The following is a 26,941-nucleotide window of genomic DNA, read 5'->3' on the forward strand; positions in this document are numbered from 1 at the left end:
GGTGTCCTCGGACGGTTCTTAGATTTTGTGTCACGCCAAGCGTCGGCCCGAGGGCTGGGCAAGGCGGATTTCACGTCGAGGATAGCATGCGCCCCCGTAGGGAATTCCCTCCGTGGCGCACGTCTTAGGACGCTGGCCCGGCGGCAAAGACGGCACGCACGCGCGCCAGATCCTCAGGGGTGTCGATGCCCGGGCCGGGCGCGACATGGCTGACATGCACCGCGATGCGATGCCCATGCCACAGCGCGCGCAATTGCTCGAGTGCTTCGGTGGCTTCGACGGGCGCCGGCGGCAGCGACGGAAATTTCCGCACGAAGCCGGCGCGGTAGCCGTAGATGCCGATGTGGCGGAGCGGCGCGGGCGAGGGCAGCACGGAGGGGGGCGCGCCACCGGCAGAACCGTCGCGCCACCAGGGAATCGGCGCGCGGCTGAAGTACAGCGCGTTGCCCTGGGCGTCGAGCACCGCCTTCACCACGTTCGGGTTCATGAAATCGCTCACCGAGTCGATCTCGTGGGCCGCGGTGCTCATCGCCGCTTCGGGATGCAGGGCCAGCGCGGCGGCCACGGCATCGATCAGCTCGGGATCGATGAGAGGTTCGTCGCCCTGCACGTTGACGACGATCTCGTCGCCGTCGAGGCCCAGTTGCTCGCAGGCTTCGGCCAGCCGGTCGGTACCGCTCGGATGGTCCTGGCGAGTGAGGATGGCTTCGACGCCGTGCGCCTTGCACGCCGAAACGATGGAGGCATCGTCTCCGGCAACAACAACGCGCGATGCGCCGGACTGGCTCGCGCGCTGCGCCACGCGCACCACCATCGGCAGGCCCGCGATATCGGCTAGGGGTTTGTCGGGCAGCCGCGTCGAGGCGAGGCGTGCCGGCACCAGGACAGTGAAGCTCACAGGGCCGGTCACAGACCCAGCTCTTCGTCGGACAGCGTGCGCGCCTCGTTCTCGAGCAGCACCGGAATGCCGTCGCGCACCGGGTAGGCGAGGCGGGCGCTGCGGGAGCACAGCTCCTGCTTCTCGGGGTTCCAGGTCAGAGGGCCCTTGGTCACGGGGCAGACGAGCAATTCAAGCAGCTTGGTATCCATCGGGCGATGATAGCTTTGCGTCGAGCGCGGCGAAGAATTCCGGGGCGGGTTCGAAATGCAGCGGCACGGCCAGCGCATCGGGTGCCTTGCGCCACAGCTTGACCGCATCTTTCTCGGTGCAGAGCAAGGTGTATTCGCTGCCGGACGGGCGCTGCCAAGCGTCGAAGTCATGGTGATCGGGCAGCGCGATGGTTTCGGCGAGCGTGAGCCCCCGCGCGCGCAGCATGTCGAAAAAGCCTTCGGGCCGCGCGATGGCTGCCAGCGCGATCAGTGGCTTGCCCGCGAGCGCCTCCAGAGGAACACGCTTTCCATCGCTTGCAACAGCATCCTGCGCAAGGCTGCGCGTGGCGGTGTAGCCGCCGGCAAACGCGGGCCGCTCGCCGCTATGGAGTACCAGGTCGCAACGACGTGGCCAAGGCTCGCGCAACATGCCTGCGGGCAGCAGCCAGCCGTTGCCGATGCCGCGGTCGTCGAACACGCAGATCTCGATGTCGCGTGCGAGCGCCAGGTGTTGCAGCCCGTCGTCGCTCACGATCAGTTGTGTGGCTGGATGTCGCTCGAGCAGGGCGCGTGCGGCTTCGATGCGTCGTCGCGCGACGAAAGCCGGGGCGCCCGTGGCGCGGTGAATCAGCGCCGGCTCGTCCCCGACGTCATGGGGGGCGCTGTTCTCAAGCACTTCGCGGCAATCCTCGGTACGGCGGCCGTAGCCGCGCGACACCACGCCGACTTGCAAGCCACGGGCCTGCAGATGCCGGACGACAGCCATCACGACAGGCGTCTTGCCCGCACCGCCTGCAATCACGTTGCCGACGACGATCACGGGAACGGGCACGCGTTCAGTCCGAAGCCACCCGATTCGATAGAGCCAGCCGCGCGCCGCAAAGATCGCTCCGTAGAGCAGCGACAGCGGCCACAGCAGGCAAGCCAGCAGGCCGCGGTGCAGCCAAGCGTCTTGCAGCCGCGAGGCGGATGCGCCCGTGCTGCTGCGGCCCTGCGACGGCACTCAGTGCCCGGCTTGCGCCGTCGACTGTGCGGCGAACGTGATCTGCATCAGGCCGGCGCGGCGCGCGGCTTCCATCACCGTGACCACGGCCTGGTGCGGGCTGCTCGCGTCGGCGCTGATGATCACCACGCTTTCCTTGCCGCCGGTGGCCGCGGCGCCGAGTGCAGCGGCCACGGAGCTCACGTTGCGGTCTGCCACCACTGCCTTGTTGACCGTGTAGCGGCCGTCGGCGGAGACCGTCACGATCACTTCCTTCGGATAGTCGCGTTGCGCATCCACGTCCGCCGTCGGCAGCCGCAGCTGCATCTCGGTGAACTTGCTGTAGGTGGTCGACAGCATCAGGAAGATCAGCACGACCAGCAGCACGTCGATGAACGGGATCAGATTGATCTCGGGCTCATCGCGCGAGCCATGGCGAAACTGCATGCGGGCCCGGCTCATTTGCGCAACGCGTTCAGATGGCGTGCGAAACGCTCACCCGAGAGTTCGAGGTTCAGCAGGTATTCGTCGACGCGGCTGCGGAAGTAGCGCCAGAAGATCAGCGTGGGAATCGCCACGATCAGCCCGAACGCCGTGTTGTACAGCGCGATCGAGATGCCGTGCGCCAGTTGCGCCGGGTTGCCCGAGCCGACAGCGCCGCTTCCGGGCGACTGCGAGCCGAAGATCTCGATCATGCCGATCACCGTGCCCAACAGGCCCAGCAGCGGCGCGGCCGAGGCGATGGTGGCCAGTGCCGGCAGGTAGCGCTCCAGCTTGTGCGCGATGGTGCGGCCCGAGGCCTCCATGGCGGCGCGAAGGTCGTCTTCGGTGCAGCGCGGGTTGGCGTTGAGCGCCCGCAGGCCCGCGGCCAGCACCTGGCCGAGCATGGAGTTGCGTTCGAGTTTGGTCACGATGTCCGGTCCGGGAACGGACCCGCGCGAGACGGTGATGGTTTCGTCGAGCAATTTCGGCGGCAATACTTTCACGGTCTTGAGACTCGTGAAACGTTCTATAACCAGCGCGAGCGCAATGACCGAACAAGCGAGCAGCGGCCAGATAGGCCAACCCGCAGCAACAATGATGGAAAACAAGAAAATCCTCCGGCCCGTAGACTGCAAATGCGCGGCGATTATCCACCGAGCCCACCATCGGTATGTGGCTTGTTTGCGTGTCAGCAAGGACGCACAGATTCTGTGGATAACTTTGTGATTAACCTGCTTCGCAACGCGTCCGAACCCGCACGGGTGGGCCTTTCCGCTAGATCGATTGAATTTTGAGCAGTACTTTTTTGAATGAAATCAACCACTTGCACGAGAAACCGTGCGCCTGCCCCGCATGGGCGACTTGGGGCAGGGGAAGTCGGGCCTGTTGTGGAAGAGTGGCTTTCGGCCGCTCGTGCGCTTTGTGAACTTGCGTGAAACGAATTCCGCGCCCGGGCCGCGCATCTGGGCTGTCGGTGCGTTGTGCCGGGCAGTCGCCGACACGTTGGACGCGCGCTTCAATCCGGTGGCCGTACGCGGCGAGATTTCGGGTTTTTCGCGCGCCTCCAGTGGACATTGTTACTTCTCGCTCAAGGACGAGTCCGGCCAACTGCGCTGCGCGATGTTCCGCCGCGCCGCCGGATTGCTCGATTTCTCGCCCCGCGATGGCGACCAGGTGGAGGTGCGCGGTCGACTTGCCGTGTACGAGCCACGCGGCGATCTGCAACTGGTCGTCGAAAGCCTGAAGCGTGCGGGGCAGGGCGCTCTGTTCGAGCAATTCCTGCAGCGCAAGGCGCGCCTCGAAGCCGAAGGGCTGTTCGACCCCGGCCGCAAGCGTGCGCTGCCCGCCATGCCGCGCGCGGTGGGCGTCGTCACTTCACTCGGGGCGGCTGCGTTGCACGACGTCGTCACTGCGCTGCGACGGCGCGTGCCGCACATCCCCGTGGTGCTGGCTCCGGCGGCGGTGCAGGGCGCGAATGCGCCCGCCGAGCTGGTGCGCGCGCTGCAATCGCTCTACACGCTGGAGCCAGCCGTCGACGTGATCCTGCTGGTGCGAGGCGGTGGTTCGATCGAAGACCTGTGGGCCTTCAACGACGAGACGCTGGCGCGGACCATCGTGCAGAGCCCGGTGCCGGTGGTGAGCGGTGTCGGACACGAGACCGACTTCACCATCGCCGATTTCTGCGCCGACCTGCGTGCGCCCACGCCCACCGCCGCGGCCGAACTCGTCAGCGCGCCGCGCGACCTGTGGCTCGGCGCGCTCGACCTGCTCGACGAGCGGCTTGGCGATGCGTTGGGCGCGCGCCTCGACGTGCTGGGGCAGCGGCTCGATCAGGCGGCGGGCCGCCTCGGCCGTCCGTCGAACTTGGTGGCCCGCCAGCAGCTTCGGCTGGCACACCATGCACAGCGCCTTCACTTCGCGGTGCTGTCGCGACGGGAGCGACTGGCGCAGGTGCCGCGATCGATTGCGGCCGACCTTCCTTCGAAATTCGACCGTGCACTCGTGCAGCGGCGCGAACGCCTGGAGCGCGTGGCGCTGCGGCTGCGTCTGCTCGACCCGGCACTTGTGCTGCAGCGCGGCTATGCCTGGCTCACCGATGCGGACGGCCGCGCCATCGTCAGCGCGAAGAACCTGAACGCAGGCGATGCGGTCGTCGCGCGGCTCGCGGACGGCGAGGTCGACATGACCGTGACGCCCGGCGGCGCGACGGGAACACGTCCGACGCCGCCTCAATAATTACTTCCTAGAATCCTCCATTCCCCACAACCAACCCACGAGAAAAAACCATGGAACATGTGCTCCCACCCCTGCCGTACGCCCTCGACGCGCTGGCACCTGAATATTCGAAGGAAACCCTCGAGTACCACTACGGCAAGCATCACAACGCCTACGTGGTGAACCTCAACAACCTGCAGAAGGGCACCGAGTTCGAAGCCCTCACGCTGGAAGAGATCATCAAGAAGGCCAGCGGCGGCATCTACAACAACGCCGCCCAGATCTGGAACCACACCTTCTTCTGGAACTGCATGAAGCCCCAGGGCGGTGGCGCTCCCACCGGCGCACTGGCCAAGGCCATCGATGCCAAGTGGGGCAGCTACGAAGCCTTCAAGGAAGCCTTCGTGAAGTCGGCTGTCGGCAACTTCGGCTCGGGCTGGACCTGGCTTGTGAAGAAGGCCGACGGTTCGGTGGACATCGTGAACACCGGCGCCGCCGGCACGCCGCTGACGACTGCAGACACCGCACTGCTGACCGTCGACGTCTGGGAGCACGCCTACTACATCGACTACCGCAACCTGCGCCCGAAGTTCGTCGAGACCTTCCTGGCCAAGCTGGTGAACTGGGACTTCGTCGCGAAGAACTTCGGCTGATCCACGTTTACGCATGAAAAAAGCCGACCCTCGGGTCGGCTTTTTTGTGGGCTATAGCCAGCAGAAACTCAGCGCTTGGCGGCTGAGAACAGTTCGCCGCCCAGCTTGGCGCCTTTCTTGATGTTCTTCTTGGCGAACCAACCCTGGTTCATCTCGAGCACGTAGCGCACCGGCTCTTCGGAGCAATGCGAATTCTCGGTCAGCGGCTGCATGTCGACCAGATTGACGATGCGGCCGTCGTCGGCCACGAAGGCGGCGGTCAGCGGCAGCAGGGTGTTGCGCATCCAGAAGCACTGCGTGGCGGGCTGCTCGAACACGAAGATCATGCCCTCGGCCTGCGGCATGGTCTTGCGGAACATCAGACCGATTTCTCGCTGCTGGGGCGTCTGGGCGATCTGCGTATCGATCTTGTACAGGCCGACCGACAGCTGCGTGCGCGCAAGATCGGTCTGGGGTTGCTGCTGTTGTTGGGCATGTGTCGGCATCACGAACGAGGCGGACAGCAGGAGCAGGGCGGCTAAACGCTGAAACATCGGACAACTCTTTCAGGGCGGGGTCGTGGAAGGCCCGGCCCGTAACCAATAAAAATGCCCGCTGATGCGGGCATTGCCGGGTGGGCTCGAAAGCTTACACCTTCTTGGCGGCAGCCGTGTGGGCCTTGGCCACGTGGCGAACCTTGTGCTTCTTGACTGCGTGCTTGGCCTTGGCCTTGTGAGCAGCAGGTGCGGCCGGAGCGGCGGCTGCGGGTTCAGGGGTTTGAGCAAAGGCACCGGCAGCGAAGAGACCGGCGACCAGGGCTGCGAGCAGCTTGTTCATGAGAAATCCTTTGAGATTGTTGATTTGGACCACCTCCCTTCGGAGGCTCACATTCAACGGACCCCGGTGTGCGCGGTTGACAGCAACTCGGCGACCGCAGGCGAAAAAAAAGCGCTCCGGAGAGCGCTCTTTTCGTGGGGGGCAGACCGCCTTACTTGGCGCCCGGCATGTCGGGCGTACCGCCTTGGGTCGACTTGCGCTTCACGCTGCCGTCCTTGTTGCGACGACGCTGGTCGCGCGTGCTGGCGCGCTTTTCGCCAGAGGCTGCAGCCTTGTCGGCACCGACGGCACCGCCTTCGGGCGTCTTGGCGATGTCGCCAGCGGGAGGAGCCACTTGACCAGCGGGCTTGGCTTCCTTCTTGGCTTCAGCACGTGCTTGCGGCTTGCTGTTGGTTGCGTTCCCTTGTTCGGGCGTGGTGCCGGCCGGGTTTTGGGCGTAGGCGCCAGCTGCGAACAGACCAGCGATCATGACTGCGAGAATTTTGCTCATTGAAGATTCCTCTATCGAGAATTGGTTGGAAACGCCTCCCGGCGAGCAGAAGGTCAGCCACTAACGAGCCCATTGGCCCCATGGTTGACAAACGCCAGCTGATGGGCAGCGTCTAAAATGTACAGCGATTTGTTAGCCGGTTGTACAGCGAAACCCCCGCGCTGTCTGAATTCGCTGACACTCCTCAAAATTACATCACCCCCGGAGCGCATCCCCCTCATGTCCAGCTACCAGCACATCCAAGTCCCGACCGAAGGCCAGAAGATCACGGTCAATGCCGACAACTCGCTGAATGTGCCCGACCAACCGATCATCCCCTTCATCGAAGGCGACGGCACGGGGCTGGACATCACCCCCGTGATGCTCAAGGTGGTCGATGCGGCCGTGGCCAAGGCCTACGGCGGCAAGAAGAAGATCCACTGGATGGAGGTCTATGCCGGCGAGAAGTCGACCAAGGTGTACGGCCCCGACGTCTGGCTTCCCGAGGAAACCCTGCATGCTGTGCGCGACTACGTGGTGTCCATCAAGGGCCCGCTTACCACGCCCGTCGGCGGCGGCATCCGTTCGCTGAACGTTGCGCTGCGCCAGGAACTCGACCTCTACGTGTGCCTGCGCCCCATCCAGTATTTCGAAGGCGTGCCCAGCCCGGTGCGCGAGCCGCACAAGACCAACATGGTCATCTTCCGCGAGAACTCGGAAGACATCTACGCCGGCATCGAGTTCGAAGCTGAAAGCGACAAGGCCAAGAAGCTCATCAAGTTCCTGCAGGACGAGCTCGGCGTCAAGAAGATCCGCTTCCCCAACACCTCCGGCATCGGCGTGAAGCCCGTGTCGATCGAAGGTACCGAGCGCCTGGTGCGCAAGGCCTTCCAATACGCGATCGACAACGACAAGCCCAGCGTGACCATCGTGCACAAGGGCAACATCATGAAGTTCACCGAAGGTGGCTTCCGTGACTGGGCTTATGCCCTGGCCGCCAAGGAGTTCGGCGCCGAGCTGATCGACGGCGGCCCGTGGATGAAGTTCAAGAACCCGAAGACGGGCAAGGAAATCACCGTCAAGGACAGCATTGCCGACGCGTTCCTGCAGCAGATTCTTCTGCGTCCTGCTGAGTACAGCGTGATCGCCACGCTGAACCTCAACGGCGACTACGTGTCCGACGCGCTGGCCGCACAGGTCGGCGGCATCGGCATTGCCCCGGGCGCGAACCTGAGCGACACCGTCGCGATGTTCGAAGCCACGCACGGCACGGCGCCCAAGTACGCCGGCAAGGACTACGTGAACCCCGGCTCCGAAATCCTCTCGGCCGAAATGATGCTGCGCCACATGGGCTGGACCGAAGCGGCCGACCTGATCATCAGCGCGATGAAGAAGTCGATTGCCAGCAAGCGGGTGACCTATGACTTCGCGCGCCTGATGGAAGGTGCGACGCAAGTGAGCTGCTCGGGCTTCGGGCAAGTCATGATCGAGCATATGTGACAGCTTGCTCACTAACGAAGTGAGTCCAATCTTTGACCCCGCTCTCCGCTACGGAGGCGGGGTCAAGTTGTTTTTGGGTGCTTGAGTTAAGACATGCCCCCGTCTTCCATGCATCAGAAAACTCGGATCCCTATTCGATAGTTTCTGTGCGGTCCTAAGTCGACTTACATTGGGGTGAGGTTTGTGCCTTGCTTGGCGCAGTAAGGCTGTGCATCGCGAACTCATCGTCCTAGTCGCCCAGGTAAGAGCAAGAGTCCTATTAAAGAAGAGGAGACGTGAATGACGAAATCAACATATCTGCATGGAATTGCTTTGGCGAACTATCGGGGGATCGGTGATCGAGTTGCTTATATAGGTCCGTTTCAGCAATTCAATTTTTTCATTGGGCCAAATAACGTTGGCAAATCGACGGTTTTGAATTACATCGCTCGACATGTCAAGTCGCATGTCGCGGATTCCCCAAATGGGCCAATTTCTTCTGTCGTTCCAATCGACGAGCTTGATAAAAATATCTCCAATCCAAACGGAGAAATGATCATGGGAATGGGGCTTCCGTGGTCCGCGGTGGATGACGCTGTACAAAGCCTATTTCCCAATAATGCAAATTATTTGAGAGTTGGGCGCAATCTTCTTAAACTTTTCGAAAAAGACGATCTCCTTTGGTTCAGGCGAGCTAGTGGATCCCGTGGTGTACTAGAGCCAATTCGACCTCTGTCTCTAAAAAATCTAGAAATCGCGAGTCAACCAGGCATGGAGCCTCTTTACAGTATGTGGGGTGCTCTAACGAATCAGAGACAAGGCACCGTTGATGTTTGGGTGCCCGAAACCATAAAACGCCTGCTGACGCATTTGAAGATGTCAATACCGAATGTCGCAATGGTTCCTGCGATACGGGTTGTATCTGAGAAGGGTCAAAACTTCTCTGACTGGTCCGGTCGCGGGCTAATTGAAGAACTCGGCAAGCATCAAGACCCTGACTATGATGAGCAAAGCAAACGATTGAAGTTTGATTCGCTCAATAAATTTTTGCGCGCTGTTACGGACAATAGTTCGGCAGAAATTCGTGTGCCGCATGATCGAAAACACATCCTGGTCTCAATGGACGCGAAATTACTGCCGTTAAGCGCATTGGGAACTGGTATTCACGAGGTGATTTTGCTTGCAGCATCCTGCACTTTTCTCCAGCAGCAGATAGTTTGTATTGAAGAGCCTGAAATTCATTTACATCCTCTTCTTCAAAGGCGTTTGATTCAGTATTTGGCTGATAATACTACGAATCAATATTTTATCGCGACGCACTCTGCCAGCATTATCGATGCCACTGCTGCTTCGGTATTCCATGTTTCAAATAGCGATGGGGAGACTGCTGTATCTGCCGCTTTGACGTCCGCCAGTCGTTTTAAGGTTTGCCAAGATTTAGGCTACAGAGCATCCGATTTACTTCAATCCAATGCGATTATTTGGGTTGAGGGGCCTTCGGATCGAATATATATCACGCACTGGATTCGCTCTTTGGCACCAGACCTCCGAGAGGGGATTGACTACTCGGTGATGTTTTATGGAGGGAGATTACTCAATCATTTGACGGCAAGCGACGAAGACGGGCAAAAAGATGTTGAGGCACTAATCGCAGTGCGGCAGTTAAATAGAAATATTTGTGTGGTGATGGACAGCGATAAAAGTGCCTTGGATGATTCAATTAACGCCACAAAACAGCGTTTGCTGGCCGAGCTTGCAACCGACCGCGGAATCGGCTGGATTACCGACGGCAGAGAGATCGAAAATTATATTGAAAAGGAAATGATGACGGGCGCTCTTAAGAAGGTCTATGGAGCGCGATTCGATAAAAGAATTCGGACAGGGGCGTTTGCACACGTGCTGCCATTCAAGAAGCCTGACGGTAGTACGCTAGAGCGGGTTGACAAACTTGCTGTCGCCACAGCGGTCTGTTCCGAGCCCGCAAATCTTGACGTCTTGGATCTTAGGGCTCGTGTCGAAGAGGTCGTCGGCCTTATTCGATCATCGAGCTTTTGACTGACTAAGGATGAACAATCTTGCTGAGGATTGTGAGATCATCTGACTGGATTGTTGGAGAGTCGGATGAGTGGTTAAATTTCACGGGTTGAGCGCTCGCATCGTCTTTTTAACTATTGATTGAAATTGTGTTGTGTGCGTGCTTGCCAAAGCGCACAAAATCTCATTCGGATGTGTGCTGGCCAAACTTCAAGCGTAAAGATAAGTAGCTCGTACTTATTGGTTATTGCTTTCGAGATTGGGGCGGAGCATCTGTTTTTAGATCAATCTTTTAAATTGGGCGGTCACATGATTAAATCAAAGCAGCTTGCGTTACTTGTCGATGAACAAGGCCCTAAAAAATTTCATTTCACAGTGATTGAGGCGGTTGGTGAGTCGGATGAGTTTTTTGTATTCAGCATTGTTAATGTCGGGAGGATTGCCTATTCGGACGCTTATCCCGCGTGGTTTGGTGGATTGGAGGCGTTGTTAAAAATAGAAAAGAATCGGGAAGACGCACTCGCCCAAGTCAGTGCTTCGCGGCCGTCTACGGCATAGTTCGATTGGTTGTTAAGCGAATTTCCAATACTGTTCCGATCAGCCAAGATATTGTCGCCGGCAGGATCCAGATTGCGAGAAGCACCGCCGCTTGCGTGCCCGTGTTGATACTGTGCAGTACGACGGCGAGAAGTATTTCCAGCACGATGATCATGAAAGCATTACCGTGTTCTCGCAGATGGCGATATGAGGTAACGAACTCGGCTATTTCACCTGTTGAGTTCGTGCCGCCGACTGCACGCACGGATGCAATCCTCCTGTAGAAGCTGTCGATCAGAGAGAATTTTGAAAGCAGCGCGGAAGAAATCAACGCGTATTGGGTTGCCAAGACAAGACCCAGTCCCAACGATAGGCAAATGTGCGCCTTGAGTAGCTGGGTTAAGCCGATCACCAACAATGCGAGGAAGCCTCCGAAAGCGATAACGAAAGTCCGATGATGGCGACTTGGTGCTGTGAGCTGCAGGTGGGCGCGAGTCGCATGAATGACGAGTACAGGCGAACTGGCGATATAGCAAAAAGCGAGTCCTAGAGCAGCGATCAAGCTGAAGCTCAGAAAGCCGCTGTTCTTCAGCGCCTCAGATGCCTCGAATGCCTGCTTGTAGGGCGCTTTGGTGACCAAAGTCGCGACGGCCATCGCTCCAACGACCGTTCCAACGAAGTACCTGACTGCGTAGTACTCCCACCATTTGCTTTCCATGTGCTTCCCTTGTGCGCCTGCCTTTCGGCGATTTGGTCCAGTTTGTGGAGGTGCAGCCAGCGGATTCGAACGCTTTTGACGCCTAGCTTGCTGCTGGTGATGGGAAGCCTAGCGCACCCGCGTCAGAACGGACGTGTTGTACGAGTCTGAGCGCATGCCTCGGGCTCAGGGCGTGAGGCCAGCGCTCAGAAAAAAACTGTCCCTATCGGCGCAAGCCACTTGATTTGTCGAAATCGCGCCACCAAGTCCTCCTGCGTCGGCACGGTGCTTGCACGCTCTATAGAATCTTTTTCATGGCAACGAGAATTCCCAAGACTCCCCCCACCCCTCCGGCCCAAAAACCGGCCGGGGATGACGGAGATTCGGTCGTTCTGGAGCGCCGGCCGCAGAAAACTGCGCCGCCCCAGATGTACCAGGTGGTCATGCTGAACGATGACTACACCCCCATGGAGTTCGTGATCGTGGTGCTGCAGGAGTACTTCAGCAAAGACCGCGAGACCGCGACGCAGATCATGTTGAAGATCCACCTCGATGGCCGCGGTGTCTGTGGGGTCTATTCCCGCGACATGGCAGCCACTAAAGTGAATCAGGTCATGGAGGCCGCGCAGCAGGCTGGGCACCCGCTGCAATGTGTCAGTGAGCCAGTTGCGTGAACCTGTTGAATTGCGCAAGCTCCAACCCATCTGAGAACTTATTTACAGCAAGGCAAAAGGAAATCACATGATTGCCCAGGAACTGGAAGTCAGCTTGCACATGGCCTTTGTCGAGGCCCGGCAGCAGCGCCACGAGTTCATCACCGTGGAGCATCTGCTGCTCGCTTTGCTGGACAACCCGAGCGCCGCAGAAGTTCTGCGCGCCTGCTCGGCGAACGTCGACGACCTTCGGGCGTCGCTCACCAACTTCATCAAGGACAACACGCCGCAAGTGGCGGGTACCGACGATGTAGACACCCAGCCCACGCTGGGTTTCCAGCGCGTGATCCAGCGCGCCATCATGCATGTGCAGTCCACCGGCAACGGCAAGAAGGAAGTCACCGGCGCCAACGTGCTGGTCGCGATCTTCGGTGAGAAGGACTCGCACGCCGTCTACTACCTCCACCAGCAGGGCGTGACCCGCCTCGACGTGGTGAACTTCATTGCCCACGGCATCAAGAAGAGCGATCCGCCCGAGGCCGTCAAGGGCAGCGGCGAAGCGCCTCAGGGTGAAGGCGAAGAGGGCGGCGGCGAACGCAACGAGAAGGCATCGCCGCTCGAGCAGTTCACCCAAAACCTCAACCAGCTCGCCAAGGACGGCAAGATCGATCCGCTGATCGGCCGCGAATACGAGGTCGAGCGCGTCATCCAGATCCTGTGCCGCCGGCGCAAGAACAACCCGCTGCTCGTGGGCGAGGCCGGCGTTGGCAAGACCGCGATCGCGGAAGGCCTGGCGTGGCGCATCACCCAGGGCGACGTGCCCGAGATCCTCGCCGAGGCGCAGGTCTACTCGCTCGACATGGGCGCACTGCTGGCCGGCACCAAGTACCGTGGCGATTTCGAACAACGCCTGAAGGGCGTGCTCAAGTCGCTGAAGGACAAGCCCAACGCCGTGCTCTTCATCGACGAAATCCACACGCTGATCGGTGCGGGCGCAGCCTCGGGCGGCACGCTCGATGCGTCGAACCTGCTCAAGCCCGCGCTCTCGAGCGGCCAGCTCAAGTGCATCGGTGCGACCACGTTCACCGAATACCGCGGCATCTTCGAGAAGGATGCGGCCCTGTCGCGTCGTTTCCAGAAGGTCGACGTGGTCGAGCCGTCGGTGCAGGAAACCGTCGACATCCTGAAGGGCCTGAAGTCGCGCTTCGAGGAACACCATGGCGTGAAGTACGCGGTGGCCGCCCTGCAGGCAGCCGCCGAACTGAGCGCCAAGTACATCAATGACCGTCACCTGCCCGACAAGGCAATCGACGTCATCGACGAAGCCGGTGCCGCCCAGCGCATCCTGCCGCCGAGCAAGCGCAAGAAGACCATCAGCAAGACCGAGGTCGAGGAAATCGTGGCGAAGATCGCGCGCATTCCCCCGGCCAACGTCAGCAACGACGACCGCAGCAAGCTGCAGACGATCGAGCGCGACCTCAAGAGCGTGGTGTTCGGCCAGGACAAGGCACTCGAAGTGCTGGCCTCTGCGGTCAAGATGGCTCGCTCGGGCCTGGGCAAGGGCGACAAGCCGATCGGCTCGTTCCTGTTCTCCGGCCCCACGGGCGTCGGCAAGACCGAAGCGGCCAAGCAACTTGCCTACATCATGGGCATCGAGCTGATCCGCTTCGACATGTCGGAGTACATGGAGCGTCACGCGGTGAGCCGCCTGATCGGCGCGCCTCCGGGCTACGTTGGTTTCGACCAGGGTGGTCTCCTGACCGAAGCCGTCACGAAGAAGCCGCATTCGGTGCTGCTGCTCGACGAAATCGAGAAGGCGCATCCGGACATCTTCAACGTGCTGCTGCAGGTGATGGACCATGGCACGCTGACCGACAACAACGGGCGCAAGGCCGACTTCCGCAACGTCATCATCATCATGACGACGAATGCGGGTGCCGAGACCATGAACAAGGCGACCATCGGCTTCACCAACCCGCGCCAGGCGGGCGACGAAATGGGCGACATCAAGCGCCTGTTCTCGCCCGAGTTCCGCAACCGGCTGGACGCCATCGTCAACTTCAAGGCGCTCGACGAGAACATCATCCTGCGCGTGGTCGACAAGTTCCTGCTGCAACTCGAAACGCAACTGGCCGAGAAGAAGGTGGAAGTCACCTTCAGCGACAAGCTGCGCAAGCACCTGGCGAAGAAGGGCTTCGATCCGCTGATGGGCGCGCGTCCGATGCAGCGGCTGATCCAGGACACGATCCGTCGTGCACTGGCCGACGAGCTGCTGTTCGGTCGCCTGACCGACGGCGGCCGCCTCGAAGTCGACCTCGACGACAAGGACGAAGTGCTGCTGGACATCCAGCCTCTCCCCAAGAAGGAAGGCAAGTCCAAGCCTGAGGCCGAAGAAGCGGCAACGGGCTAAGAAACCGGGCATTCCGTGGCCGATGAGGCCGCGGAAGCGCCTCCAAAGGCCGGTAGCATCGCGCTGCCGGCCTTTTTCTTTGGGCGGCCGAAATCCATCCACCCGTCTTCGTCACTTTGATCCTCCCCGAACTCAGCCACGAATGGAAAACCGGCCTCTCCCTGGCGTGGAGCGGCTACATCGCCGTGCTGTCGATCTGGATCGTGATGCAGAAGCGCGCGCCGGTGTCCACGATGAGCTGGATCCTGTCGCTGGCGCTGCTGCCGTTCGCGGGCTTCGTCATCTATTACTTCCTCGGGCCGCAGCGCCTGCGCAAGCAACGCATCAAGCGGCTGCGCAACCGCGCAGGGGCCTCGGCGCAGGCTGACCTCGCCCGGCTGCGCGATGCGGCGCAGAACGCGCCTCCGGCGCTGCAGCAGATGGCGCGGTTGGGCACTGCGGCCTGCGGGCTGCCGGTGTCGAGCGCGTCCGATGTGGAACTGCTCTCGGGCGGCGCACGCACCTTCGACGCCATCTTCGAGGCGGTGCGCGAGGCGAAGGACCACATCCACCTCGAGTACTACATTTTCGAGCCCGACAAGATCGGTACCGCGCTGCGCGACCTGCTGGTCGAGCGCGCGAAGGAGGGCGTCGTCATCCGCCTGTTGCTCGACGCGCTCGGCTCCAAGCGCATCGGCCGCAAGTTCATGGCGCCAATGCACGCAGCCGGCGTGAAGGTCGCGCTGTTCCACGACACCAAGATCGGCCGGCGCCTCCGTCCGGTGACCAACTACCGCACCCACCGCAAGATCGTGATCTGCGACGGCCGCGTGGGCTTCACCGGCGGCGTGAACATCACCGACGAGGAAGACAAGCGCACCAACCCGGACGCGTACCACGACGTGCACCTGCGCATCGAGGGCAGCGCGGTGCGCTGGTTGCAGACGACGTTCCTCGAAGACTGGACCTACGCCACCGGCGAAGACCCGCGCGGCATGGACGACACGATGGCCGCGATGCTTCCGCAGCTGGACGCGGGCGACATCCCCGTGCAGATCGTGACCAGCGGCCCCGACAACGTGCTCGAGCCGATCCACCGCATGCACGTCGAGGCGATCCATTCGGCCACGCACCGCGCCTGGCTCACCACGCCGTACTTTGTGCCGGGCGAGCCCGCGCTGATGGCGCTCACGAGCGCAGCGCTGCGCGGTGTCGACGTACGCCTGCTCGTGCCGCGCCGCAGCGATTCGGCCATCGTGAGCGCAGCCGCGCGTTCGTACTTCGACGAGCTGATCGCCGCGGGCGTCAAGGTCTGGGAATACAAGGCGCGCATGCTGCACTCCAAGACCTTGGTGGTCGATGAGCATTGCGCGATGATCGGCACCGCGAATTTCGACAACCGCAGCTTCCGGCTCAACTTCGAGGTCTGCGCGGTGGTCTACGGCCCCGAACTGGCCCGGCCGCTGGCGGCGCAGTTCGAGACCGACCTGCACAGCTCCGGCGCGGTGCGCGCCAACCGGCCACAGAATTTCTGGCGTCGTCTCGGCGATTCCATTGCGCGCTTGTTTTCACCCTTGCTCTGAATGAACCATACCTTTCTCTGGCACGACTACGAAACCTTCGGCGCGGTGCCGCGCCGCGACCGGCCTTCGCAGTTCGCGGCCATCCGCACCGATGCCGAGCTGAACGAAGTCGGCGAGCCGCTGATGATCTATTGCAAGCCCGCGCCGGACTACCTGCCCAGTCCCGAGGCCTGCCTCATCACCGGCATCACGCCCCAGGTGTGCCTGGAACGTGGCATCCCCGAGCATGATTTCGCTGCACAGATCGAACGCGCCTTCTCGCAGCCCGGCACCATCGGCGTGGGCTACAACACGATCCGCTTCGACGACGAGGTGACGCGCTTCCTCTTCTGGCGCAACCTGATCGATCCGTACGCACGCGAGTGGCAGAACGACTGCGGCCGGTGGGACCTGCTCGACGTGGTGCGCCTCACCTACGCGCTGCGCCCCGAGGGCATCGAGTGGCCGAAGAAGGAAGACGGCAAGCCCAGCTTCAAGCTCGAAGACCTGGCGCGCGCCAACGGCTTGCTGCACGAGTCGGCGCACGATGCGCTCTCTGACGTGCGCGCGACCATCGCGCTGGCGCGGCTCATCCGGGACAGGCAACCCAAGTTGTTCGACTTCGCTTTCGGCCTGCACAAGAAGGACCGCGTGGCGAGCGAACTCGGCCTGCCCGCGATGCGCGAAACCGCCAAGCCCTTCCTGCACGTCTCCGGCATGTTTCCGGTGGAGCGCGGCTGCCTCGCCGTGATGTGGCCGCTCGCGAGCCACCCGACCAACAAGAACGAACTGATCGCCTGGGACCTGGCCCACGACCCGAGCGAGCTGCGCGACCTCGATGTCGAGACGCTGCGCCTGCGGCTCTTCACCCGCACGGCCGACCTGCCTGAAGGCGCGGTGCGCCTGCCCGTGAAGGGCATCCATCTCAACAAGTCGCCGATGGTGGTCGGCAACCTGCGCACGCTCGCACCGCCGATGGCCGAGCGCTGGGGTGTGGACCTCGACACTGCCATGCGTCACGCCGCCATCGCACGCGACCTGCCCGACATGAGCGCGATCTGGTCGCAGGTGTACGCGCGGCCGAAGGAGGCCACGCCGGATGTGGACGAAGACCTCTACGGCGGGTTTGTCGGCAACGCCGACCGCCGGCGCCTGAACCAGCTGCGCGGCCTTTCCGCCGGCGAGCTCGCCAAGGACCGCACCGGTTTCGACGATGGCCGCCTCGAGGAGATCGTTTTCCGTTACCGCGCGCGCAACTGGCCCGAATCGCTGGCCCCCGAAGAGACCGAACGCTGGGAGGCGCTGCGCGTGGCGCGCCTGTTTCACGGCGAGGGCGGGGTGCGCACCATCGAGCAGCTGTTCAGCGAAGTCGATGCGCTGTCCGAAACGGCGGACGAGCGCGGCGAGGAGATCCTCGGTGCGCTCTACGAATACGCCGAGGCGATCGCGCCGGAGGCCTGAACGCTCATGGCACACGCTGCTTCCCGCGTCCGTCCGACACTGGTTGCGCTCATGCTGACCGCGCTCGCGGGCTGCAGCGCTTTGCCTTCCGCGCCAACGGCTGGCGGAACCTGCGACACCGGCTTCGATGCCTTCGAGCGCGACACGCTCTTCTTCGGCCGGGCCATACCGGCCGGCGGTCAGGTCTCGGATGCGCAGTGGGCCGGCTTTCTCGACGCCACCGTGACCCCCGCGTTCCCGCAGGGTTTGACCGTGCTCGACGCCGTCGGCCAATGGCGCGGCGCCTCGGGCGGCGTGGTGCGCGAGCCCTCCAAGCTCGTGGTGTTGCTGCATCCGCGCAGTGAGAAGGACGACGCGGCCATCGCCGGCATCATCGACACGTACCGCAAGAATTTCGGCCAGGAGGCGGTGCTGCAGGAAAGGCAATCCGTCTGTGTCCGCTTCTGAGGAAAACATCGCGAAGGACGGCAACGTCGTCCGTCGCCTGATCGCTGCGGATGCTGCCGCGTACCGGGCCGTGATGCTCGATGCCTACGCGACGCACCCCAGCGCCTTCACGTCCACCGTCGGGGAGCGCGAGGGCTTGCCGTTGAGTTGGTGGGAGAAGCGCCTCGGCGCCGAGGTGGATGCGCCGAGCGTGGTCTACGGTGCGTTCGACGAAACGGGCGTGCTGGTCGGCGCCGCAGGCCTGAGCTTCGAGGACCGCGAGCGCGCACGCCACAAGGCCACGCTGTTCGGCATGTCGGTGATGGCTTCGGCACGCCGCGCGGGCTTCGGCCGCCGGCTCGTGCAGGCCATACTCAACCATGCGCGTGCGCACGGCGGGCTGCGCCTGGTGCAGCTCACGGTGACCGAAGGCAACGCGCCTGCACAGGCGCTGTATGAGCGCTGCGGCTTCCAGGTCTTCGGCGTCGAGCCGATGGCCATCGCAGTCGATGGCGCCTTGCTCGCCAAGGTGCACATGTGGTGCGACCTCGAAGGGGCAGGGCGCGGATGAACGCTATTGGGTCGGCAGCGCGGGCAGCCCGCTGAGGTCCTGGGACCAGCCGAGTGCCGACCGGCACCACTGCTGTCTTCGCGGCGGCAATTGGTCGCGCTCCACCATGCTGCCGATGCGCAGCGAGTAGCTGGGTGGCGGGTCGATGTCGGGGCTGGACGCAATCGGCGTTCCGCAGTTCTCGCAGAAGCTCTGGCGGCGACGTGTTCCGCTCTCGGCCATCTTGACGTAAACCTTGGGCTGGCCGGTCAGCAGGTGGAAGTCTTCGGCCGGCACGGGCGCCGAGACGCGGTAGGCCGTGCCCGAGAGCACCTGGCAATCGGCGCAATTGCACAGGCTGACCTTGTCGGGATCGACTTCGGCCTCGTAGGTGATCCGGCCGCAATGGCAGGTGCCGTGGACTTTCATGTGGTTTGTCTCCAGAGATGATTCATCGGGGTCGCACCATCAGCAGGGCCGGACCATCGGGCGTGGCCACTTCGCCCTGTTCATGAAAACCGGCGCGCAGGTAGCTGCGGATCGCGCGGCGATTGGTCGGTGAGGGATCTGTCTGTACCTTCGTCACTGCCGGGTCTTCGAACAACCGGTCCACGAATGCGCGAACCATTGCGCTGCCCAGTCCGCGGTTCAACTGGTCGGGATGCGCGAGGAATTGGTCGATGCCGCGCGCACCCGGGTCGCGCTCGTCTTCCCACCAGCCGTTGCCCGAACCCATGACAACGTAGGACTGGATATAGCCGATGGGCGCTCCGTCCAGCAGGGCGATGTACGCGCGTTCGGTGGATGCGGGTGACAGCATCGGTGCGTAGTCGGCATCGACTTCGACCTGCGATGGTGCGGCGCCCCACCACTCGGCCACATGCGGCCGGCCGAGCCATTCGCGCAGCAGGGGCAGGTCCGAGGCCAGCATGGGCCGGAACGTCAGGCCGCTATAGAGCGCCTGCATGGGCTCAGGCCCTGGGAATCATCCAGCTGCTGGCCTGCGCCCGTCCCGGCAGGTGCAGCTTCGCCGTGGCCGCCGGCGTTTCCGCCAGCAGCTTGCCCTTGCAAAACACCTTGAGCCGTGTCGCACGCAGACGGATCGCCTCGACCGCATCGCGTGCCTGCAGCAGCACGAAGCTCGCGTCGCAGCCGGCCTCGATGCCGTAGCGCTCCAGGTGCATCACGCGCGCCGCGTTCGTGGTCACGGCCTCGAAGCACTGGCGGATGCCGGCCTGGCTCGTCATCTGCGCGACGTGCAGGCCCATGTGCGCCACTTCGAGCATGTCGCCCGAGCCCATGCCGTACCAGGGGTCCATCACGCAGTCGTGGCCGAACGCGACGTTCACGCCGGCCGCCATCAGCTCGGGCACGCGCGTCATGCCGCGGCGCTTGGGGTACGTGTCGTGGCGGCCTTGCAGCGTGATGTTGATGAGCGGATTGGCGATGACCGCCACGCCGCTTTGCGCGATGAGCGGCAGCAGCTTGCTCACGTAGTAGTTGTCCATCGAATGCATCGAGGTGCAGTGCGAGCCGGTCACGCGGCCCTGCAGGCCCAGGCGCTGCGCCTCGAAGGCCAATGTCTCGATGTGGCGCGAGAGCGGGTCGTCCGATTCGTCGCAGTGCATGTCGACCAGTTTCCCGCGCTCCGCGGCCAGCTCGCACAGCAGCTTCACGCTGGCGGCGCCATCGGCCATGGTGCGTTCGAAATGCGGAATACCGCCGACCACGTCCACGCCCTTGTCGAGCGCGCGCGTGAGGTTTTCGACACCGCCCGACGAGCGCAGCACGCCGTCCTGCGGAAAGGCGACAAGCTGCAGGTCGATGTAGGGCGCGACCTGGCGCTTGACTTCGAGCAGCGCATCGACGGCGAGCAGGCTCGCATCGCTCGTGTCCACGTGCGTGCGGATGGCCAGCAGGCCCTTGGCCACGGCCCAGTCGCAATACGCCAGTGCGCGTTCGATCAGCGCATCGGCAGTGAGCAGCGGCTTGAGCTCGCCCCACAGCGCAATACCTTCGAGCAGCGTGCCGCTCTCGTTGACGCGCGGCAGGCCGTAGCTCAGCGTGGCGTCCATGTGGAAGTGCGGGTCGACGAAGTGGGGCGCGAGCAGCAGACCTTGCGCATCCAGCTTCTCGTGTGCCGGTGCATCCAGGCCTTCGGTGACCTCGGCGATGCGGCCGTCCTGCACGGCGATCGACATGCTGGTGCGGCCGTCGGGGAGGGTGGCGTTGGTGATGAGGAGGTCGAGCATCGTGAGGATTCCTGGAATGTTGTTCAGCGCGTGCGCTGCGCCCGATACCGGTACTGCCCCGCTGCGGGCCCGACCTCGATCGTCACGCGCCGCAGCTTGTCGTCATGTCCGGATGCCGCCTTCGCTGTCACCACGATGCCGCGCGGCGTGGCGCGGCAGGTGATGTCGGTGAGCGCGATCTCGGCGTGATCGTTGTCGAGTTCGGCGATGGCGACCGTGTGCTCGGCATGCAGGCCGCCGTTGGCATCGCGGGTCATCCACTGCACATAGAGGAACGACTGCGCGTACTGGTCCGCATGGACCACGCGGTAGGTCCCCTGGTGGTCCTTGCCCCAGGTGCCGCACAGCTGCACCCAGCTGACCGAATCGGGCGTCTTGAAGGTGTCGTAGCTGTAGTCGCTGCCCAGCGCATGGGCGCCGGTTGCGCCGAGCGAGAGCAGGGCGGCGAGCAGGGTTGCAGCGGTCGTCTTCATCATCTCAACGTTCCCCTTTGCGATATGGCTTCATCAGCGCCTGTGGATAGCTCGCCTTGCGCGCCACCAGCACCAGCGCGAGGATCGACAGCAGGTACGGCAGCATCAGGTAGAGCTGGTAGGGCAGCACGGCGTCGCCCGATTGTTGCAGCCGCAGTTGCAGCGCGTCGAAGAACGCGAACAGCAGCGCGCCCAGCAGGGCCTTGCCGGGCCGCCACGAGGCGAACACCACCAGCGCCACGCAGATCCAGCCGCGGCCGTTCACCATGTTGAAGAAGAAGGCGTTGAAGGCCGAGAGCGTGAGGAACGACCCCGCCATGCCCATCAGCGCCGAGCCCGCGACGATGGCGCCGGTGCGCGTGGCCGCGACCGACACGCCCTGGCTCTCGGCCGCCTGCGGGTTCTCGCCGACCATGCGCAGCGCCAGACCGAGCGGCGTGCGGTACAGCACCCAGCCGACCGCCGGCACGAGCAGCAACGCGAACAGCGTGAGCGCGGTCTGTGCATTGAGGATGGGCACGGGCAGCCAGTCCATCGGCGCGAAAGGCGTGATGGTAGGCGGCGCGTTCACCTTCGGAAAGCTCACGCGGTAGCCGAAGTAGCTGAGCGCCGTCGCGAGCAGCGTGATGCCGAGGCCCGAGACGTGCTGCGAGAGCGCGAGCCCGACGGTCAGGAAAGCGTGCAGCAACCCGAACACCATGCCGGTGAGCGCCGCTACGCCCACACCGACCCACAGCGGCGCACCGGCATACACAGCGAGCCATCCGGTGAAGGCGCCCGCGACCATGATTCCTTCGATGCCGAGGTTGAGCACGCCCGCGCGTTCGCACAGCAGCACGCCGAGCGTGCCGAGGATGAGCGGCGTGGCGATGCGCAGCACTGCGACCCAGAAGGCGGGGTTGGCGAGGATGTCGAGAAGGTCGGTCATTTCGTCATCCGCACGCGGTATTGCGTGAGCAGCGTCGCCACCAGCACCGCGATCAGCGAGGCCGCGACGATCACGTCGGCGATGTAGGTCGGCACGCCCACCGCGCGGCTCATGGTGTCGGCGCCGACCAGCACGCCGGCCACGAACACGCCGGCAGCGATCACGCCCAACGGGTGCAGGCCCGCGAGCATCGCGATCACGATGCCTGTGTAGCCATAGCCCGGCGACATGTCGAGCGTGACGTAGCTCGTACGGCCCGCCACCTCGATGGCGCCGGCCAGCCCGGCCAGCGCGCCCGAGAGCAGCGCCACCATCACCACGGTGCGCGTGACCGGCACGCCGGCGAACGCGGCGGCGCGCGCATTCGCGCCTACCGCGCGGATGTCGAACCCCAGCACCGTGTACTTGAAGATTGCCCACACGATCACTGCGAGCGACACGGCCCACAGCAGTCCGGTGTGCACGCGCGTCTGGGCGATGAGCTTGCCCAGTTCGAGATCGGACTGCAGCGACACGCTCTGCGGCCAGCCCATGGCGGTCGGGTCCTTCATCGGCCCGTCGAGCAGCGCGGAGACGCCGAGCAGCACGATGAAGTTGATCAAGAGCGTGGTCACCACCTCGTCGACGCCGAGCTTGTTCTTCATGAGCGCCGGGCCGAGCAGCAGCAGGGCGCCTGCGACGGCCGCTGCCAGCATCATCAGCGGGAACAGCACCCAGGGCGAGAGTTCGAAGCCCGTGCCGCCGTGCATGCCGCCCACGGCCACCGCGGCGAGGGCACCGGCGAAGAGCTGCCCCTCCGCGCCGATGTTGAAGAGCCGCGCCTTGAAGGCGACCGTGGCAGCCAGGCCGGTGAGGATCAGCGGGATCGCGCGGGTCAGCGTTTCGCTCCACGCGAACACCGAACCGAACCCGCCCTGCAGCAGCAGCGCGTAGGTGCGGCCGACCGGTGCGCCGGCCCAGAGCACGAGCAGCGCGCTCACGACCATGGTGAACACGACTGCGCCGATGGGCGCCAGCACCAGCGCGGCGCGCGAGGTTTCGTGGCGTCGTTCGAGCCGCATCATGGCGCGCCTTTCGCGGCGCCGGCCATCGCCAGCCCGATGGCTTCGCGCGTCCAGGCCGCGGCCGGGCGCGCTTCGCCGAGGTGGCCGCCGTGCATCACGGCCACGCGGTCACCGAGCGTGAGCACTTCGTCGAGGTCGTCGGAAATCACCAGCACCGCCGCGCCGGCATCGCGCGCGGCGATGAGTTGCTGCTGCACATAGGCGACGGCGCCGATGTCCAGGCCCCAGGTCGGTTGGTGCGCGACGATCAGGCGCGGAGCGCGGTTCGGGTACTTCTTGTTGTCGGCGTCTTCCGCCTGTTCGGGCGCGAGCAGTGCGCGCCCCAGGATCAGCTTCTGCATGTTTCCGCCAGAGAGCGAGCGGGCCGGGGCCATAAGCCCGGCGCCGCGCACGTCGAATGCCTTTTCGATGCGCCGCGCATGCAACCGCGCCGCCGCGCGCCGCACGAACACCGACCAGCGAGAGAACACCGGGCTGCGCAACCGCTCGGACACCGCGTTCTCCCACACCGGCAGGTCGCCGACCACGCCGACCGCATGCCGGTCTTCGGGAATGCGCGCCACGCCGCGTTGCACCAGGCGGGCGGGCGAGGGCGGCAGCGCGCGGCCCATCAATTGGGCAGTGCCGGAGACGGCGCGGCGCGTGCCGCAGAGCAGTTCGGCCAGCGCCACCTGGCCGTTGCCCGAGACGCCCGCGATGGCGGTGATCTCGCCCGCGCGCAGCGTCAGCGACACCTCTCGCAGCCGGTCCTGTCCACCGTCCTTGGCGGACGCGGTGCTCACATGGTCGAGCACGCAGACCGCGTCGCCCACCGTCTTGGCAGGCCGTCGCTGCGGCGCCTCGACCGCATGCCCGACCATCCAGAGCGCCAACTGTGCCTGCGTGGTGTCGGCCGTGCGCGCCTCGGCCACGAGCTTGCCGCCGCGCAGCACGGCGATGCGGTGCGACACCCGCAGCACTTCGCCCAGCTTGTGGCTGATGAAAATCACCGACAGGCCCTGCGCCACCATCTGCGCGAGCGTGGCGAACAGCGCCTCGCTCTCCTGCGGCGTGAGCACGGCAGTCGGCTCGTCGAGGATCAGGATGCGCGCGCCGCGGTACAGCGCCTTGAGGATTTCCACGCGCTGGCGCTCGCCGACCGAGAGGCTGCCGATCTTCGCGTCGGGCTGTACCGGCAGGCCGAAGCGCTGCGCCACGTCGAGCAGCCGGGCGCGCGCTGCGGCACGACGCGAGACTGGGCGCCACAGCGGCTCGGTGCCCATCATCACGTTGTCGAGCACGGTGAGGTTGTCGGCCAGCGTGAAGTGCTGGTGCACCATGCCCACGCCCGCGGCGAGCGCGGCCTTGGGGTTGCCGGACGGCAGCGGCGCGCCGAACACCTCGAGGCTGCCTTCGTCGGCGACGTAGTGGCCGAACAGGATCGACATCAGCGTCGACTTGCCCGCGCCGTTCTCGCCGAGCAGCGCGAGCACTTCGCCGGCTTGCAGGTCGAGGGAGATGGCGTCATTCGCGACGAGAGTGCCGAAGCGCTTGGTGATGCCCTGGAGGCGGAGGACGGTCGTAGAAGTCATGAAGGTCTTGCTCCTTCCCCCTTTGGGGGAAGGCTGGGATGGGGGCAGTCGGCGCCCGCAACGCCGCGGTGATCGATCGAGTGCCGCGCGCCCCCACCCCAACCCTCCCCCAGAGGGGAAGGGAGAGGAAGCGGAGTCACTTCCACGCAGCCAGGAACGCCAGCATCACCTTGGCCGAGTTGTCCGCCGCGATGCCCATGAAGGTGCCCATCTCGTTCTCGCCGTCGCCGCCGCCCGCAAGGTCGCTGAGCGAGCGGAAGGCGATGTACGGTACGCCGTTGCTGTATGCCACCATGCCCACGGCTGCGGTTTCCATGTCGAGCACGTTGGCCTGGAAGGTCTTGAACGTGTACTGGCGGAATGCCATGTTGTCCATGAAGGCCTGGCCCGAGACGCCGTTGCCGCCGATCACGAGCTGGGGCTTGCGTGCGAGGCACTTGCCGGCGCTGCAGTTCGCCAGGTCGACGTTGCGGATGCTGCGGGCCACCTCGAGCATCTTCGGGTCGACTTCGAACCAGAACTTGCGCTCGATCTGCGGCCTGGCGGCCGAGCGGACCTCGACCGGGCGCGGATGCACCATCCCGAAGTTCGGGAATGTGGCGTCCTTGATGAAGGGCGGCGCGGTGTACTTGCCGGGTGCGGTTTCGCGTGCCATCAGCACTTCGAGGTATTGGCCCCATTGCGCGGGCACCGTCACGTCGCCGACATGCAGCGACGGATTCACGCCGCCCGCGATGCCGCTGAACACGATGCTCGTCACGCGAAATCGGTTGAGCACGAGCTGCGTGTTCATCGTCGCGTTCGTCATGCTGATGCCCGAGAGGAACAGCACGACCGGCTTGCCTTCGAGCGTGCCGGTGGTGAACTCGACGCCGTTCACGCTGTGTTTCGCGGGCCCCTGCAGGCGCGCGAGCAGCAGCTTGAGCTCGGGCTCGAAGGCGGAGATCACCGCGATGCGCGGCGTGTCGTCCAGCCGCGTGCTGCTGTTGATGCTGACGCCGGTGCCTTTGTAGACACCGACGCAGCCCGTGAGACCGAGGGCCAGCGCGCCGGCCGCGAGAAGAGTGCGCCAGCGCATCGTCGTCATTCGTTTGCTCACTTTGCCGTGGACTTGGGTTGGCCGTCATCCACTTTCACGGTGAACTTGCCCGAGAGGATGTCCGCCTGCTTGGCCTTCACCTTGGCGACGATGTCGGCCGGCACTTTCTTCTCGAACGTGCCGAGCGGCGCAAGCTCAGAGCCCTTGTGCTTCATCTGCGAATACACGCCGTAGTCTTCGGCGGCGAACTTGCCTTCCTTCACCAGCTTGATCGCCCGGTCGGCCGAGGGCTCGAAGTTCCACAAGGCCGAGGCGACCACCGTGTCGGGGTACTGGCTCTGCGTGTCGATCACGTTGCCGATCGCGAGCTTGCCCTTTTCCTTGGCGGCATCCGAGACGCCGAAGCGTTCGGCGTACATCACGTCCGCCCCCTTGTCGATCATCGCGAAGGCCGCTTCCTTGGCCTTCGGTGGGTCGAACCAGCTGTTGATGAAGCTCACGCTGAACTCGACCTTCGGGTTCGTTTCCTTCGCGCCGGCCATGAACGCGTTCATCAGCCGGTTGACCTCGGGAATCGGGAAGCCGCCGACCATGCCGATGCGGTTGCTCTTGGTCATGCCGCCGGCGACCATGCCGCTCAGGTAGGCGGGTTCCTGGATGTAGTTGTCGAACACGCTGAAGTTGGGCGCCTGCGGCTTGAGCGACGAGCCCATCAGGAAGGCGACCTTCGGGAAGTCCTTTGCGACCTTGCGCGCCGCCGCTTCCACGCCGAACACCTCGCCCAGGATCAACTGGTTGCCGCCGGTGGCGTATTCGCGCATCACGCGCTCGTAGTCGGCGTTGCTGACGTTCTCGGTGGCCTTGTATTCGATCTCCCCGCGCGCCTCGGCTGCCTTCAGCGCCTTGTGGATGCGCCCCACCCATTGCTGCTCGAACGGCACGGTGTACACCGCCGCCACCTTGAGCTTGGCCTGCGCAAGCGCGATGCCCGGCGCGCCGGCCGCAAGTGCCGCGGCAATGGCGACGGAACGAATGATCAACTGACGGCGTGCTGTCACGGTTTTCTCCTCGATTGAAATGAAAGAACCAGCCCTGCAATCCTCATGCCCGTCAACCGGAC

At 63.8% G+C, this 26,941-nt stretch carries 29 protein-coding genes; 11 read left to right on the plus strand and 18 right to left on the minus strand.

The features are described from left to right. Nucleotides 1–124: 124 nt before the first annotated feature. The 5 genes from kdsB to ACSFA7_RS05730 are packed head-to-tail and all read right to left on the minus strand — an operon-like array spanning nucleotide 125 to nucleotide 3,162. Entirely contained in the window at nucleotides 125–898 is a 774-nt protein-coding gene (gene kdsB, locus ACSFA7_RS05710; protein WP_435498468.1) for a 3-deoxy-manno-octulosonate cytidylyltransferase, read from the minus strand. 8 nt (nucleotides 899–906) lie between these two features. After that, nucleotides 907–1,089 carry a Trm112 family protein gene (locus ACSFA7_RS05715; protein ID WP_007836935.1) on the minus strand — a complete coding sequence of 61 codons (183 nt, stop codon included), beginning with the start codon at nucleotides 1,087–1,089 and terminating at the stop codon, nucleotides 907–909. Next, nucleotides 1,070–2,092: a tetraacyldisaccharide 4'-kinase gene (lpxK, locus tag ACSFA7_RS05720; RefSeq protein ID WP_435498469.1), complete on the minus strand. Its 1,023-nt coding sequence runs from the start codon at nucleotides 2,090–2,092 to the stop codon at nucleotides 1,070–1,072. Before lpxK ends, ACSFA7_RS05715 begins: the two co-directional genes overlap by 20 nt. Further along, nucleotides 2,093–2,518 (minus strand): ExbD/TolR family protein, encoded by a 426-nt coding sequence (locus ACSFA7_RS05725; RefSeq protein WP_435498470.1) that lies wholly within the window; start codon nucleotides 2,516–2,518, stop codon nucleotides 2,093–2,095. It abuts the gene before it with no gap. An 11-nt stretch (nucleotides 2,519–2,529) separates the two neighbouring features. Beyond that, nucleotides 2,530–3,162 (minus strand): MotA/TolQ/ExbB proton channel family protein, encoded by a 633-nt coding sequence (locus ACSFA7_RS05730; RefSeq protein WP_093433040.1) that lies wholly within the window; start codon nucleotides 3,160–3,162, stop codon nucleotides 2,530–2,532. 313 nt (nucleotides 3,163–3,475) lie between these two features. Between ACSFA7_RS05730 and xseA the strand changes: the two genes are divergently transcribed. Both xseA and ACSFA7_RS05740 read left to right on the plus strand, forming a co-directional pair. Continuing rightward, complete coding sequence (gene xseA, locus ACSFA7_RS05735) at nucleotides 3,476–4,789, plus strand: exodeoxyribonuclease VII large subunit (protein WP_435498897.1); 1,314 nt, start codon at nucleotides 3,476–3,478, stop codon at nucleotides 4,787–4,789. A gap of 50 nt (nucleotides 4,790–4,839) precedes the next feature. Continuing rightward, complete coding sequence (locus ACSFA7_RS05740) at nucleotides 4,840–5,421, plus strand: superoxide dismutase (protein ID WP_435498471.1); 582 nt, start codon at nucleotides 4,840–4,842, stop codon at nucleotides 5,419–5,421. 68 nt (nucleotides 5,422–5,489) lie between these two features. On the opposite strand, the gene ACSFA7_RS05745 is transcribed toward ACSFA7_RS05740, so the two are convergent. The 3 genes from ACSFA7_RS05745 to ACSFA7_RS05755 all read right to left on the minus strand — a co-directional run bounded on the left by ACSFA7_RS05745 (nucleotide 5,490) and on the right by ACSFA7_RS05755 (nucleotide 6,727). Next, nucleotides 5,490–5,954, minus strand: a complete 465-nt coding sequence (locus ACSFA7_RS05745) for a DUF192 domain-containing protein (RefSeq protein ID WP_435498472.1) — start codon at nucleotides 5,952–5,954, stop codon at nucleotides 5,490–5,492. A 94-nt stretch (nucleotides 5,955–6,048) separates the two neighbouring features. Beyond that, entirely contained in the window at nucleotides 6,049–6,237 is a 189-nt protein-coding gene (locus tag ACSFA7_RS05750; protein ID WP_176657709.1) for a hypothetical protein, read from the minus strand. A gap of 151 nt (nucleotides 6,238–6,388) precedes the next feature. Continuing rightward, the gene (locus tag ACSFA7_RS05755; protein WP_435498473.1) at nucleotides 6,389–6,727 is read right to left on the minus strand and encodes a cell envelope biogenesis protein TolA; all 339 of its coding nucleotides are present in this window, start codon (nucleotides 6,725–6,727) and stop codon (nucleotides 6,389–6,391) included. Nucleotides 6,728–6,946: 219 nt separating this feature from the next. Between ACSFA7_RS05755 and icd the strand changes: the two genes are divergently transcribed. The 3 genes from icd (at nucleotide 6,947) to ACSFA7_RS05770 (ending at nucleotide 10,777) form a co-directional block, all read left to right on the plus strand. Next, nucleotides 6,947–8,206: an NADP-dependent isocitrate dehydrogenase gene (icd, locus tag ACSFA7_RS05760; RefSeq protein ID WP_435498474.1), complete on the plus strand. Its 1,260-nt coding sequence runs from the start codon at nucleotides 6,947–6,949 to the stop codon at nucleotides 8,204–8,206. A 279-nt stretch (nucleotides 8,207–8,485) separates the two neighbouring features. Next, the gene (locus tag ACSFA7_RS05765) at nucleotides 8,486–10,240 is read left to right on the plus strand and encodes an ATP-dependent nuclease (protein ID WP_435498475.1); all 1,755 of its coding nucleotides are present in this window, start codon (nucleotides 8,486–8,488) and stop codon (nucleotides 10,238–10,240) included. 219 nt (nucleotides 10,241–10,459) lie between these two features. Further along, nucleotides 10,460–10,777 carry a hypothetical protein gene (locus tag ACSFA7_RS05770; protein ID WP_435498476.1) on the plus strand — a complete coding sequence of 106 codons (318 nt, stop codon included), beginning with the start codon at nucleotides 10,460–10,462 and terminating at the stop codon, nucleotides 10,775–10,777. Here the strand turns inward: ACSFA7_RS05770 and ACSFA7_RS05775 are convergent. Continuing rightward, on the minus strand, nucleotides 10,767–11,474 hold the full coding sequence (locus ACSFA7_RS05775) for a hypothetical protein (RefSeq protein WP_435498477.1): 708 nt from the start codon (nucleotides 11,472–11,474) through the stop codon (nucleotides 10,767–10,769). The two genes, ACSFA7_RS05770 and ACSFA7_RS05775, sit on opposite strands and share 11 nt — an antisense overlap. 293 nt (nucleotides 11,475–11,767) lie before the next feature. Between ACSFA7_RS05775 and clpS the strand changes: the two genes are divergently transcribed. The 6 genes from clpS to ACSFA7_RS05805 all read left to right on the plus strand — a co-directional run bounded on the left by clpS (nucleotide 11,768) and on the right by ACSFA7_RS05805 (nucleotide 18,515). Next, entirely contained in the window at nucleotides 11,768–12,127 is a 360-nt protein-coding gene (gene clpS / locus ACSFA7_RS05780; protein ID WP_013541678.1) for an ATP-dependent Clp protease adapter ClpS, read from the plus strand. 67 nt (nucleotides 12,128–12,194) lie between these two features. Next, nucleotides 12,195–14,516 (plus strand): ATP-dependent Clp protease ATP-binding subunit ClpA, encoded by a 2,322-nt coding sequence (gene clpA / locus ACSFA7_RS05785; RefSeq protein ID WP_013541677.1) that lies wholly within the window; start codon nucleotides 12,195–12,197, stop codon nucleotides 14,514–14,516. 116 nt (nucleotides 14,517–14,632) lie between these two features. Next, nucleotides 14,633–16,078: a cardiolipin synthase gene (cls, locus tag ACSFA7_RS05790; protein WP_435498478.1), complete on the plus strand. Its 1,446-nt coding sequence runs from the start codon at nucleotides 14,633–14,635 to the stop codon at nucleotides 16,076–16,078. Further along, nucleotides 16,079–17,518, plus strand: coding sequence for an exodeoxyribonuclease I (sbcB, locus tag ACSFA7_RS05795; RefSeq protein WP_435498479.1), 1,440 nt, complete (start codon nucleotides 16,079–16,081; stop codon nucleotides 17,516–17,518). It abuts the gene before it with no gap. Between the two features lie 6 nt (nucleotides 17,519–17,524). Then, nucleotides 17,525–17,965, plus strand: a complete 441-nt coding sequence (locus ACSFA7_RS05800; protein ID WP_435498480.1) for a DUF3574 domain-containing protein — start codon at nucleotides 17,525–17,527, stop codon at nucleotides 17,963–17,965. Next, nucleotides 17,952–18,515, plus strand: a complete 564-nt coding sequence (locus ACSFA7_RS05805; protein ID WP_435498481.1) for a GNAT family N-acetyltransferase — start codon at nucleotides 17,952–17,954, stop codon at nucleotides 18,513–18,515. Before ACSFA7_RS05800 ends, ACSFA7_RS05805 begins: the two co-directional genes overlap by 14 nt. A 3-nt stretch (nucleotides 18,516–18,518) precedes the next feature. On the opposite strand, the gene ACSFA7_RS05810 is transcribed toward ACSFA7_RS05805, so the two are convergent. From ACSFA7_RS05810 to ACSFA7_RS05850, 9 genes are all read right to left on the minus strand, one after another. Beyond that, nucleotides 18,519–18,923, minus strand: a complete 405-nt coding sequence (locus ACSFA7_RS05810) for a GFA family protein (protein ID WP_435498482.1) — start codon at nucleotides 18,921–18,923, stop codon at nucleotides 18,519–18,521. A gap of 22 nt (nucleotides 18,924–18,945) precedes the next feature. Beyond that, a complete protein-coding gene (locus ACSFA7_RS05815; RefSeq protein WP_435498483.1) occupies nucleotides 18,946–19,461 on the minus strand; it encodes a GNAT family N-acetyltransferase in 516 nt (171 codons plus the stop codon). A 4-nt stretch (nucleotides 19,462–19,465) separates the two neighbouring features. Continuing rightward, entirely contained in the window at nucleotides 19,466–20,746 is a 1,281-nt protein-coding gene (locus ACSFA7_RS05820) for an amidohydrolase family protein (RefSeq protein ID WP_435498484.1), read from the minus strand. A 23-nt stretch (nucleotides 20,747–20,769) separates the two neighbouring features. Beyond that, on the minus strand, nucleotides 20,770–21,222 hold the full coding sequence (locus ACSFA7_RS05825; RefSeq protein WP_435498485.1) for a hypothetical protein: 453 nt from the start codon (nucleotides 21,220–21,222) through the stop codon (nucleotides 20,770–20,772). A gap of 1 nt (nucleotide 21,223) precedes the next feature. After that, entirely contained in the window at nucleotides 21,224–22,147 is a 924-nt protein-coding gene (locus ACSFA7_RS05830) for an ABC transporter permease (protein ID WP_435498486.1), read from the minus strand. Further along, nucleotides 22,144–23,208, minus strand: a complete 1,065-nt coding sequence (locus ACSFA7_RS05835; RefSeq protein ID WP_307644950.1) for an ABC transporter permease — start codon at nucleotides 23,206–23,208, stop codon at nucleotides 22,144–22,146. Before ACSFA7_RS05835 ends, ACSFA7_RS05830 begins: the two co-directional genes overlap by 4 nt. Further along, nucleotides 23,208–24,782: an ABC transporter ATP-binding protein gene (locus ACSFA7_RS05840; protein ID WP_435498487.1), complete on the minus strand. Its 1,575-nt coding sequence runs from the start codon at nucleotides 24,780–24,782 to the stop codon at nucleotides 23,208–23,210. Before ACSFA7_RS05840 ends, ACSFA7_RS05835 begins: the two co-directional genes overlap by 1 nt. A 136-nt stretch (nucleotides 24,783–24,918) precedes the next feature. Then, on the minus strand, nucleotides 24,919–25,869 hold the full coding sequence (locus ACSFA7_RS05845; protein ID WP_435498488.1) for a 5'-methylthioadenosine/S-adenosylhomocysteine nucleosidase: 951 nt from the start codon (nucleotides 25,867–25,869) through the stop codon (nucleotides 24,919–24,921). An 8-nt stretch (nucleotides 25,870–25,877) separates the two neighbouring features. After that, nucleotides 25,878–26,879: a BMP family protein gene (locus tag ACSFA7_RS05850; RefSeq protein ID WP_206179080.1), complete on the minus strand. Its 1,002-nt coding sequence runs from the start codon at nucleotides 26,877–26,879 to the stop codon at nucleotides 25,878–25,880. Nucleotides 26,880–26,941: the final 62 nt, after the last annotated feature.

The sequence above is a fragment of the Variovorax trehalosi genome (assembly GCF_051216415.1).
Classification (GTDB): Bacteria; Pseudomonadota; Gammaproteobacteria; order Burkholderiales; family Burkholderiaceae_C; genus Variovorax.